Origin of the sequence: Halobacillus sp. Nhm2S1, from assembly GCF_019599545.1 — a bacterium.
GTDB lineage: Bacteria > Bacillota > Bacilli > Bacillales > Halobacillaceae > Halobacillus.
Genome location: NZ_JAIEZV010000003.1, coordinates 625,642 through 637,839 on the forward strand (window position 1 = coordinate 625,642; position 12,198 = coordinate 637,839).

Genomic DNA, 12,198 nt, shown 5'->3' on the forward strand with positions numbered 1-12,198 from the left:
ATTCTGAAGAGAATGTGAATTGAAACCGTTTAATTTTGCAGGATTTTATCGAATATTCCTACCTGATTGTTAGGGATATATATTCATTGATTCCTCTAGATTCATTGTCTGATCAAAGCTTGAACTCTTTTAACGTTGAGGAGGTAGATGATATGAATAACCAAATATTGCAAGTATTCCTGCGCATTATTTTCGTTGTACTTATCACAATCAGCCTTCTATTTCTAATTTTTTTCTCCTGGATCTACTTGCAGCCTTTTATTTTTGCTCTTTTGTTATCGTTCTTCTTCCAGCCCTTTATTCGATTGTTAACCAAACAATTGCGAATCCCAAGGGGAACGGCTATTTTGCTAGTTCTGTTCATTTTCGGCGGGCTTGCAGGTGGGATCTTTGCTTTATTAGTGGCAGAAATTATTCGAGGTATTCAATATCTAGCGTCTGGAGTTCCTGGTCACTTTTATCTACTAACGAACTACTTAACTCAAGGGGTAATGAATCTCTTGAGACCCCTGGTATCAAAGGGAGAGGCATTCACCGACAAGTTGAGTGTGACTCAGCAACAAAGATTGGAAGAATACTTAGGAATGGCCCAGGAAAAATTCAGTGAGACAAGCCTTTCCTTGTTAAACACCGCTCTTGAAGCAACAGGCCTTTTCCTTGCAGAGCTGCCATCTTCTTTTGCCTTCATCTTCATTACCCTGCTTGCTACTTTTTTCATATGTAAAGACTGGAATATAATCGTGAAGTTCTTAAGAAAAAGCTTCCCTAAAGCGCTTGCTGAACGTATGTACATCTTCCGTGGTGAATTTATTCAAACCATCAAAGGACTGATCCGCGCTCAGTGTATTCTCGTTATGATATCTACTTCAATCATTGCGACAGGTTTACTAATTATTGGCGCTCCACACCCTCTGACCATAACATTTCTTGCTGCTCTTGTCGATTTCATCCCTTATGTAGGAACAGGCATCATCTTCATCCCATGGATCATCTATCAATTCCTTACGGGAGAATTTATGATGACGATTTGTTTATCCATTCTTTATATGATTGTCATGCTTACAAGACAAACTTTAGAACCAAAATTGTTGGCTGACCATTTCGGAGTTCCTCCAATTATTCTTCTCATCAGTCTTTTTCTCGGTTTTCAACTTTTTGGAGGTTTAGGAATGCTGATCAGCCCTATGGTGCTCATGACATTACAGACATTAGTTAAGACAGGGGTGACGAGAGAAATTTGGACATATATCATCGGAAAAACCTAGCGAACCATTCCCCTGAGCCCCATCCATTTGACAAAAGTCTCGAAACTGAGTCCTCAAGTATAGAGAGCTTATGTAAAATTTTAAAATGAGAATTAGAAAAATGAAAAAAACTCAGAGAAATGAATCTCTGAGTTTGCGTTTATTTTCTGTATATTGTAATCGTCCCTTTTTGCATGGCTTTTTGAATCGCATTTCGGATCACACGTTTAATAGGGAGTCTGGTTGCTGGGAACAACAGTAAAAAACCAATCGCATCTGTGATGAAGCCAGGTGTAAGCAATACCGCACCACCGACAAGTATACAGGCACCATCCAAAAGGGTATCTTGAGGCATCTGTCCGTACTGCACGGACTGTTGAAAGTTCCTAATCGTTTCTAATCCCTGCTTCTTCGCCAGCCATGCACCTAAAACACCCGTCAGAATAATTAATAGAATGACCCATAATGGTCCAATTAAGTTTCCTGTCCATATGAGCACGCCAATCTCTAATGCGGGTACCACTAAAATAAACAGCAATAACCAACGAAACATAGCATCTTCCCTTCTTTCCATTTCCTCTATTATACCTTTTTTCAGAACACAATGAAAAGAAAAGGCAGGGAAGTTAATACTCCCCTGCCTTTTTCAATCGGTATCTGACTTATAAAACACTGGCATGACCTTCGTAAATATCTCCGCGTGAGCTATCAATTGTAATATCAGAGCCATCCTTGATCAATTCAAGAGCATCATTAACCCCAACAATTACTGGAATACCAAGACTTAAACCTACAACAGCTGCGTGAGATGTAAGTCCACCTTCCATTGTAATAATACCGGCCGCTTTTTCAATGGCTGGCATCATGTCACGGTCAGTACCTTGAGTGACCAGGATGTCTCCATCCTCGATGCGGTCGATAGCTTCCTGCGCATTTTTAGTAACAATAGCACGTCCATAAGCACTCTTCTGGCCGACGCCTTGTCCTTTGACAAGGACATCTCCAATGACGTGTACTTTCATCAAGTTTGTCGTACCACTTTCACCCACAGGTACCCCGCCAGTAATGACTACACGGTCACCGCGAATGGCAAGACCGGAAGCAAGACTGCGTTCAACTGCAACGTCCAGCATATCATCCGTAGAGTAAGCACGAGGACCCATCACAGCATAAACACCCCAAACGAGTGATAGCTTACGGTTTACTTCTTCATCAGAAGTGATCGCTACAATCGGGGCTTTTGGACGATACTTAGAAATCATCCGTGCCGTGTGTCCGCTCTCCGTAGGTGTAACAATCGCTGCTGCATTCAAATTGATAGCGGTATGAGTAACCGATTGACTGATCGCATCTGTAATTGTCATATCGCTATGTTTGGAACGTTCTTGCAATAGAGCCATGTGGTTTAAGCCTGTTTCTGTTTTGCTTGCAATGTTATGCATGGTTTGAACGGCTTCAACAGGGTAATCTCCTGCTGCGGTTTCACCTGATAGCATAATAGCATCTGTACCATCAAAGATGGCGTTCGCAACGTCAGACGCTTCTGCACGTGTTGGGCGTGGGTTACGTTGCATAGAGTCAAGCATCTGAGTAGCTGTAATGACAGGCTTTCCTGCTTCATTACACTTACGAATTAAACGCTTTTGTACAAGCGGTACATCTTCAGCTGGAATTTCGACACCCAGGTCACCACGAGCAACCATCAAGCCATCGCTGACTTCAAGGATATCATCGATGTTATCGACACCTTCTTGGTTTTCGATTTTAGGAATGATTTGAATGTGACTGGCGTTATGCTTCTCAAGAAGTTCTTTAATTTCCAGGACATCTGACGCACGACGTACGAAAGATGCAGCGATAAAGTCAACCCCTTGCTCAATTCCGAACTCGATATCCTTCGCATCTTTTTCTGTAATTCCAGGCAAGTTGACACTTACGTTAGGAACATTGACACCTTTTTTGTTTTTTAATGGGCCATTGTTCAATACAGTCGTCTTAATTTCATTTTTCTCTTTGTCGATTTCTTCTACTTGAAGTTCAACAAGGCCATCATCCAACAAGATCTTAGAGCCTGGGTGAACATCATTGATCAGTCCAGGATAAGTAACAGAGAAGCGTTCGGCATTCCCTTCAATTTCATCCATAGAAACATAAGTCGTCGAGCCTTTTTCCAAGTAAGCTTCTCCATCTTTCAATATTCCCGTTCGAATTTCAGGGCCTTTTGTATCAAGTAGAATAGCTACAGTCTTTCCTGTTGCCTTAGAAGCTTCACGGATGTTGTCAATTCTAGCTCCGTGCTCCTCAAAATCTCCGTGAGAGAAATTCAAACGAGCAACATTCATCCCTGCTTCAATCAGCTGGGTCAATTTTTCTACAGACTCAGAAGCAGGTCCGATTGTACTAACGATTTTTGTTTTTCTAAACATTTTATTTCCTCCTCAAGTGCCTCTTGCATTATATAGATAGTTCTTTGGAAAGACGATACATATCGAAGTCGATCTTGTGCTTCGTGTTCAGGATTTCTACAATATCATGATCTACCAATTTATTCTCCTGTATACCTACCATACGACCGGCATGGCCGTTCAACAATAAGTCCACCGCATAAGCGCCAAGACGACTTGCCAGTACACGGTCAGCAGCACTTGGAGAACCTCCGCGCTGCGTGTGCCCAAGAACGGTTACACGTGATTCTAAACCAGCAGCTTCATCAATTTTCCGACCAAGGTCCACAGCACTGCCGACACCTTCAGCTACAATAATAATGCTGTGCTTCTTGCCACGATCATGTCCACGCTTCAAACGATCGATAATATCTTCAAAATCATCCTCAGCTTCTGGGATGATGATGCTTTCAGCTCCGTCTGCGAGTCCCGCCCATAGGGCAAGATCACCAGCGTCACGACCCATAACTTCGATAATGAATGTACGTTCATGGGACGTAGCTGTGTCACGTATTTTGTCAATGGCATCAATAATCGTATTCAAGGCTGTGTCAAACCCAATTGTGAAATCAGTTCCAGGGATATCATTATCGATCGTTCCCGGAACACCAATGCATGGGTATCCTTTTTCCGTAATTTTTTTAGCCCCCATAAAGGTACCATCACCACCGATGGCTATCAAGCCCTCGATGCCATGTTTTTTCATTTGTTCGATCCCTTTAAGCTGACCTTCTTCTGTTTTGAATTCCTCACAACGAGCAGAATAAAGCTTTGTACCTCCTCGTTGAATGATGTCCCCAACAGAACCGAGCTCCATCTTTTCAATGTCACCATCAATTAAGCCCTGGTATCCGTACTTAATCCCATAAACCTCTAAACCATGATAAATCGCCTTACGAACGACTGAACGAATGGCTGCATTCATTCCTGGAGCGTCGCCCCCACTAGTAAGTACTCCGATTTTCTTCATTCTCATCACCTCAAAAGTTTTCTAGTTATGTTGTCCCCAACCAAAGATGAATCGAAACCTCCGTCTATTTTTATAAGGATAGCCTATCCTCTAGTCTATACAATTAATAAAACTTCAACATTCCATTCATCAATGATAGCGTTACCATCCTGTTAAGATGCGAAAAGCCGCACCAAAGTGCGACCTTTCTTTACGGACTTATTATTTTCAACCATCCTATTATAAATCAAGATAGGTATAATCGCCAATATTTTTATACTTTAAGAAACGTTTTTCTAATAATTCGTCAACTTCAAGAGCGCTCAACGTTTCTAAAGAGTCGGAAATGATTTTCTCAATTTCCTGAGCCTGGGCCTGGATATCCCTGTGTGCTCCTCCTCTTACCTCTGGAATGACACCATCGATCACATTCAATTTCTTCAAATCATAAGAAGTAATTTTCATGGACTCTGCCGCTTCTTGGGCGAGGCCTGCATCCTTCCACAAAATAGAGGAAGCCCCTTCAGGAGATATGACGGAATAGGTGGAATTCTCAAGCATGAAAATGCGATCTCCGATGCCAAGACCGAGTGCACCCCCACTACCACCTTCACCGATCACTATACAGATGACCGGGACTGTGAGTCCTGCCATTTCCATCAAGTTTCTCGCGATCGCTTCACTCTGACCTCTTTCTTCTGCTGCTTTTCCAGGGTAGGCTCCTTTGGTATCAATAAATGTAATGATCGGTCTTTTGAATTTATCCGCCTGTTTCATTAAACGGAGAGCTTTTCTGTATCCTTCAGGATGCGGCATACCGAAATTACGACGAATGTTTTCTTTTGTATCTTTTCCTCTCTGATGCCCGATTACGGTTACGGGCTGACCTTTGAACTTAGCGATTCCAGAGACAATCGCGGCATCGTCCCCAAAATTACGGTCCCCGTGAAGCTCAAGGAAATCAGTGAAAAGATATTCAATATAATCGAGCGTCGTCGGTCTCTCAGGGTGCCGTGCCATTTGTACACGATCCCATGGAGCCATCCGGTCATACACATCTGTTTCAAGTCTTTCCAATCGTTTCTCTAGTGTGACGATTTCGTCGCTTAAATCCATTTCACTATTCTCAGTCAGTCGCTTCAAATCAGAGATCTTCTCTCTTAATTCAATGACAGGTTTCTCGAATTCAAGTACGTGCTTCACGATTGGTCACCTCCCACATTATGAAGATCAAGAACCGTCGTTAATGTCTTTTTCATCTCATGTCTGTGAATGACTTTGTCTAATTGACCGTGCTCTAGAAGAAATTCAGCAGTCTGAAAGTCCTCTGGCAGTTTTTCGCGAATCGTTTGTTCAATGATTCTCCGACCTGCAAATCCAATCAAAGCACCTGGCTCTGCAAAATTATAATCTCCAAGTGATGCAAAGCTCGCTGAAACTCCACCGGTTGTCGGATGAGTCATGACTGAAATGAACAGACCACCATCAGCATGTAGGCGCTGGAGAGCAACAGATGTTTTCCCCATTTGCATTAGGCTGAGAACACCCTCCTGCATCCTTGCTCCACCGGATGCTGTAAATATGATAAATGGAAGATTTTCCTTCCTGGCATTCTCGATGGCATTCGTAATTTTTTCACCTACGACCGAACCCATACTCCCCATACGAAAACGGGCATCCATGACAGCTACTGCTGCTTCCATCCCATTCATTTTTGCCTTTCCGGTAACCACTGCTTCATTCAGGTCAGACTTCTGACGGTCTTTTTCCAGTTTTTCTTCATATTCAGGGAAATGCAATGGGTTATTTGAGATCATGTGCTTGTCCCATTCTACAAAGGATTCCTCATCAAATAAATGTTGGATGCGTTCATACGCACTGAGACGATGATGATGATCACAATGAGGGCAAACATTCATATTTCGATTTAATTCTTTTCTATAAAAGATTTTTTGGCAGTTTGGGCATTTCTGCATCAAACCTTCAGGTACATCCTGCTTTGCTTCTTGGCTGGGAATGGATGCGTATCTTTTTTTCTTGCTGAAAAAGTCTCTTAGCAAGGTGATTCCTCCTTTGGGACAAAGCTTCCTTTCTTATCAATATACATAAATTCCATTTCATAATATGACTCATTCTGTCGAAGTAGATTCGACACGATACGATTATTGAAATAGACGTATAATTTTCAGTGTATCTTCTTCCTCCATGACGTTCATCAATTCTTCATACCATTCATCTGAATAGTTTACATCATGGACAGTATGGGTGAATCCTGAGATGAATTGCCACATCGACAGAAGGAGAGGTTGATCACAGAGGCTGAATAAATATTCAAATACCTTTTGGTGTCTCTGTGTGTATGAATAACCGGAAATGATTGCTTTTAACTCACTCCTATTCCGGCTGTCCAAATTCCCGTTCAATAAGAACAGTACTTCTTTCTCTATCATTTGTTTAGCAGTCATCAACTCACTCTTGGTCCTCGATTCATTAAGTAAAAAATTCGAAAGCAGTTCGACCATATGGTAAGGACGATAGGCTCGCATATAGGTGCCCTCACCCCTCCTGGTTTCAATCAATCCTAGAAGTTCCATCGCTCGAAAGGCCTCACGAATGGATGATCTGCCTACATTCAACTGTTCACTCAACTCTCGTTCTGAAGGGAGCTTATCTCCAGGCTTTAAACGATGCTCTTCAATGTAAGATTTCAATTGTTGAAGAACACCTTCATAAACTTTTCCTCGCTGCTCCTGGGTCACGTTCCCGGACACCTCTTTTCATCTCTAACCACAATCAAATTATGTAGAAGGAGAAACCGAAAGGCTCCCCCCTCTCATATCAATCTTCGTCAATTAAAGTCAGTTGTCTAGTTTTTTCTGCCACTTCTTCAGGGTCTACGTGATGACGGGCGACCCCGGACTCCATCGCGGCTTTCGCTACACTTGCAGCAACTGCTGGTGCTACCCGTGGATCAAATGGTGCAGGGATTACGTAATCCTCACTCAATTCATCCTCACTTACTAAAGAGGCAATGGCTTCGGCGGCAGCAATCTTCATCTTTTCATTGATTCGAGTCGCTCTTACATCCAATGCACCACGGAAAATCCCCGGGAATGCAAGCACATTATTTACCTGATTAGGGAAGTCAGAACGGCCTGTCCCGATGACACGCGCTCCGGCTTCTTTTGCATCTTCCGGCATAATTTCAGGTTCAGGATTCGCCATGGCAAAGATGATCGAATCATCGTTCATTTTAGATACAGTCTCTTTTGAGAGCAGCCCTCCGACGGATACCCCAATGAACACATCCGCGCCTTCCATGACTTCTTCAAGATTCCCTTCTGTACGGTCCTTATTCGTAATTTTAGCAATTTCATCTTTTACATCATTCATTCCATAATCGCGGCCTTCGAAAATAGCTCCTTTGGAATCACACATAATGATGTCACGAACACCGAAATGATAGAGCAATTTAATAATAGCAATTCCAGCAGCTCCAGCGCCATTAGCCACCACTTTGATTTCTGAGAAGGTTTTTCCAGTTATTTTTAATGCATTCATTAATCCTGCTACTGTAACGATTGCCGTGCCATGTTGGTCGTCATGGAAGATTGGAATATTCGTTTCTTTCTTTAGTCGATCTTCGATGATGAAGCAGTTGGGTGCGGCGATATCTTCCAAGTTCACACCGCCAAAAGTAGGTTCCATCAATTTCACTGTCTGAACGATCTGGTCAATATCACGCGTGTTCAAACAAATGGGGAATGCATCTACTCCTGCAAAACTCTTGAATAAAGCAGCTTTCCCTTCCATGACTGGCAGGGCAGCCTCAGGACCAATATTCCCAAGACCAAGAACAGCTGATCCATCACTAACAACGGCTACCATATTGCCTTTCATTGTATAATCGTACACCGTCTCTTTATGGTCATAAATCTCTTTACAAGGCTCTGCCACTCCAGGGGAGTAGGCAAGACTCAAGTCTCTGGCATTTCTGACAGGAACTTTCGAATGGGTTTCAAGTTTCCCTTTATTGACACGGTGTATATGCAAAGCTTCATCTCTTAAATTCGACACGACGACACTCTCCTTTTAAACTTATAGTGAACCGACCTTGGTGGTCTGACCACCATTAACCTCTTAATTATAACAGATGAATATAGCGTGTAAAGAAATACAAAAATCCGGACTGAGGTTTTATCGATCTGGTCCTGCTTTCACAGGCCTGATCGCTACAGATGACTCCCCGAAAAATTCATTCAATTTCCCCATCGAAACGTCATTGACCTCAATACAATAGGTTTCATCCAGTTTATAAGTCACTCGATCTTCTGATCGAAAAATGAAGATTGGTGTATTCCCCGGGAAATATTCAGCAAGCTTTTTTAATTTTTCTATAGAATAGTGTTCCTGTTCTTCCGTCACCTTGATAAAAAGCCGTTGTTTTTGTTGCCGTGGAATTTCATCTATCCCTAAAGGGTCCGCATGGTTAATGATCAATTGTTTTTGTCCTTTTCTTTCTTCGACTTTCCCCTGTAAATGCACAAGCATCTGTTCTTTCACCCAAACTTTTATATTTCGATAAGTTTCTGGGAAAAGAACAGCATCCATTTCAGCGGTTTCATCACTAATGGTCAAAAACGCCATCGGGTCGCCTCGTTTCGTACGTATTTCACGGAGACCATCAATAACCGCAGCAACCTCGACTTGCTTCTTCGTAAGACGGTGCGCCTCCCGAACCGGAAGAATCCCCTTCTCATCAAGTTCTTCCCGTTGATGTCCCAATGGGTGTTGGGACATGTAGGTGCCTAACACTTCTTTTTCCATCGACAAACGCTTCAACGGTGGGAATGGATCCACTTCCACCATTTCCATGTCCAGCTCATTGCCGAAAAATCCAGGTTGATCTTGAAATTCCTTAAAAAGCTCGCCCTGCTCTAAAGCTTGATCAATGCTCGCAAGAACGCTCGCTCTATTTTGGTGAAGATCGTCGAAGGCGCCCGCAAGGACAAGGTTTTCAATCACTTTTCTTGAAACAACCTTTCCGTCCACACGCAGGCAGAAATCGTTAAGGTTCCGAAAAGGTCCCTTCGTTCTCTCTTCAATGATTGCTTGGGCGGCCTGGTAGCCAACCCCTTTGACAGCTGTCATTCCAATTCTGATTTCTCCTGAATCATCGTGATTCAGCGCTTGACTTCTATTCACAGAGGGAGCTTTAACCTTTACGTTCATATCTCTGGCCTCACGAATATATAACGTCATCTTTTCATGATCTCCTAGATGAGCATTCATCAACTCTGCCATAAAATAAGAAGGATAATGGGCTTTCATGTATGCTAATCTGTAAGAAATCAAACTGTAAGCCACGGCGTGGCTTCTATTAAATCCATAATTGGAAAACTTGACAATCCAATCAAATAACTGTTGAGCAACCGAGTCAACATAGCCTTTTTCCTTACAACCGTGGAGAAAGGTCAACCGTTCTTCTTCCAAAACACTGCCTTGCTTTTTACTCACTGCTCGTCTCAAAAGATCGGCTTCACCTAAAGAATATCCCGCCACACGACGAGCGACTTCCATGATTTGTTCTTGATAAACCAGTACCCCAAACGTACGGTCAAGAATCGGCTTTAAATCAGGATGTGGATATTCAATCTTTTTCCTTCCATGCTTTCGGTCAATATACAAAGGAATATATTCCATCGGGCCTGGTCTGTAAAGCGCGTTAACGGCAACAACATCTTCAAAGTGACTCGGTTCTAACCGAAGCAGCACATTTTTCATTCCTTGAGACTCCAATTGAAAAACTCCATTCGTTCGTCCTTCTTTTAAGAGTTCAAATGTTGGACCGTCATCCAGCGGAATATGACTGATTGAAAAATCCTTTTGACGATATCGTTTTACTTTCCGTTCCATCCTTTCCAGGAAAGAGAGATTCCTAAGACCCAAAAAGTCAATTTTGAGAAGTCCCACTTTTTCCAGGTCCCCCATGGCGTATTGGGTTAAAGATACAGGCCCCTGACTTTTCAATAGAGCCGTATAGTTCACTAGTGGTTCTTCACTTAATACGACACCGGCCGCATGGGTCGATACATGTCGCGGAAGCCCTTCTAGCTTCGTAGCCACTCGAAACAACAACTTTAAACGTTCCGAGTTTCTAATATATTCTTTCAGCTCCTCCGATTTCTTCACGACTTCCACGAGTGAAGAAGTAGCCGTTTTAGGAATTTGGTGAAGGATGAAAGAGGCATCACTTTCATCTATTTTCAATACCTTGAACAACTCTCTTAACACACTCCGTGCCGCAAACGTACCAAATGTACAAATTTGAGCCACATGGTCACTTCCATATTTCTCAGCTACATAGGAGATCACCTCGTCCCTACGATGATCCGGAAAGTCGATATCTATATCGGGCATCGTAATTCTTTCCGGGTTGAGAAATCGTTCAAATAACAAGTGATACGCTAACGGGTCCACCTGAGTAATCCCCAGCAAATAGGAGACGATAGATCCCGCCGCAGAACCACGACCCGGACCTGCATGAATCCCATTTTCCCTTGCGTAACTGATGAAATCCCAAACGATTAGGAAATAATCACTGAAGCCCATAGAAGCTATGATGGATAGCTCATGATTCAGTCGCTCCTCCGCTTGATGGCGATCCTCTGCATCGTATTTTTGAGGCAGTGAAGCTTCACATAGCTCGCGTAAGTATTCATCTGAGCTTTTATTTTCCGGCGAAGGATAAGAAGGAAGTAATTGCCTGTTCAATTCCAAATCTACCTGGCACGCATCAACAATTTCCTTCGTTGCTTCAAGGGTTTCCGGCCACCATTCTCCAAAAAAGTTCTCCATGTCTTCTTGAGACTTCATATAGTAATGGTGATCCTTGTTTTCAGAGTTATACCGCACTCCCTCATCAATGGCACGCAAACATTGGAAAGCATCCGCATCCCGGGGATCCAGATAACGCACATCCCCAATGGCCACGACTTTCATTCCGTTTCTATTCACCCATTCTTTAAGAGGTGTATGTAAGTGGCGCTCTGACTGAAGATCACGATCCTGGATACTCAAATATAAACGATTCTTTCCTAAGAGATTTACCCAGCGCGCTCTAGAGTTCTCTATTTTGTCAGCCATACGATTAGAAATCGACTCGGCCCACGGAGAACTAGCGGTGATCTGAATGAAAATTAACCCTTCTTTGTACATAGCCAATTGCTCTAGTGTAATGTTTTCCTTTTCTGTTTGCACGATCGTACTTATCTCGAGCAGGTTGTGGTACCCTCTGTTCGATTCCGCCAACAGAATCATCGGAAAGGAGAATGATTGATCAATGACAGTGGTCTTCAGACCAATAAGCGGTTTTACCCCCTCGCTCTTACATTCTTCATAAAAGGAAACCGCTCCGCTCATCGTATCCTGATCAGTAAGAGCAACAGCACCAAATCCGGATTTTTTGGCTGTTCGTACAAGATCCTTGATTTTAATCGTACTGTTCATCAAGCTATACCCTGATTGCACATTCAAATGGGTAAATGTCATTTCGCACACC

Annotated in this window: 9 protein-coding genes; 1 reads left to right on the top strand and 8 read right to left on the bottom strand. The window is 42.8% G+C overall.

Translation table 11 applies throughout. From position 1 onward, the window contains the following. The first annotated feature begins 152 nt into the window (after nt 1–152). Entirely contained in the window at nt 153–1,265 is a 1,113-nt protein-coding gene (gene ytvI / locus K2225_RS15090; RefSeq protein ID WP_220585469.1) for a sporulation integral membrane protein YtvI, read from the top strand. 139 nt (nt 1,266–1,404) lie between these two features. On the opposite strand, the gene K2225_RS15095 is transcribed toward ytvI, so the two are convergent. The 8 genes from K2225_RS15095 to dnaE form a co-directional block, all read right to left on the bottom strand. Beyond that, nucleotides 1,405–1,797, bottom strand: coding sequence for an FxsA family protein (locus K2225_RS15095; protein WP_220585470.1), 393 nt, complete (start codon nt 1,795–1,797; stop codon nt 1,405–1,407). 109 nt (nt 1,798–1,906) lie between these two features. Then, nucleotides 1,907–3,670: a pyruvate kinase gene (gene pyk / locus K2225_RS15100; RefSeq protein ID WP_220585471.1), complete on the bottom strand. Its 1,764-nt coding sequence runs from the start codon at nt 3,668–3,670 to the stop codon at nt 1,907–1,909. Nucleotides 3,671–3,698: 28 nt separating this feature from the next. Then, nucleotides 3,699–4,658, bottom strand: coding sequence for a 6-phosphofructokinase (pfkA, locus tag K2225_RS15105; protein ID WP_146812590.1), 960 nt, complete (start codon nt 4,656–4,658; stop codon nt 3,699–3,701). A gap of 219 nt (nt 4,659–4,877) precedes the next feature. Then, nucleotides 4,878–5,840, bottom strand: coding sequence for an acetyl-CoA carboxylase carboxyltransferase subunit alpha (locus K2225_RS15110; RefSeq protein ID WP_220585472.1), 963 nt, complete (start codon nt 5,838–5,840; stop codon nt 4,878–4,880). Continuing rightward, nucleotides 5,837–6,697, bottom strand: a complete 861-nt coding sequence (accD, locus tag K2225_RS15115; RefSeq protein WP_220585473.1) for an acetyl-CoA carboxylase, carboxyltransferase subunit beta — start codon at nt 6,695–6,697, stop codon at nt 5,837–5,839. Before accD ends, K2225_RS15110 begins: the two co-directional genes overlap by 4 nt. Before the next feature lie 102 nt (nt 6,698–6,799). Beyond that, entirely contained in the window at nt 6,800–7,396 is a 597-nt protein-coding gene (locus K2225_RS15120) for a FadR/GntR family transcriptional regulator (RefSeq protein WP_220585474.1), read from the bottom strand. Nucleotides 7,397–7,475: 79 nt separating this feature from the next. Then, a complete protein-coding gene (gene ystJ, locus K2225_RS15125) occupies nt 7,476–8,714 on the bottom strand; it encodes an NADP-dependent malic enzyme (RefSeq protein ID WP_220585475.1) in 1,239 nt (412 codons plus the stop codon). Between the two features lie 120 nt (nt 8,715–8,834). Next, nucleotides 8,835–12,188, bottom strand: coding sequence for a DNA polymerase III subunit alpha (gene dnaE / locus K2225_RS15130; RefSeq protein WP_220585476.1), 3,354 nt, complete (start codon nt 12,186–12,188; stop codon nt 8,835–8,837). Nucleotides 12,189–12,198: the final 10 nt, after the last annotated feature.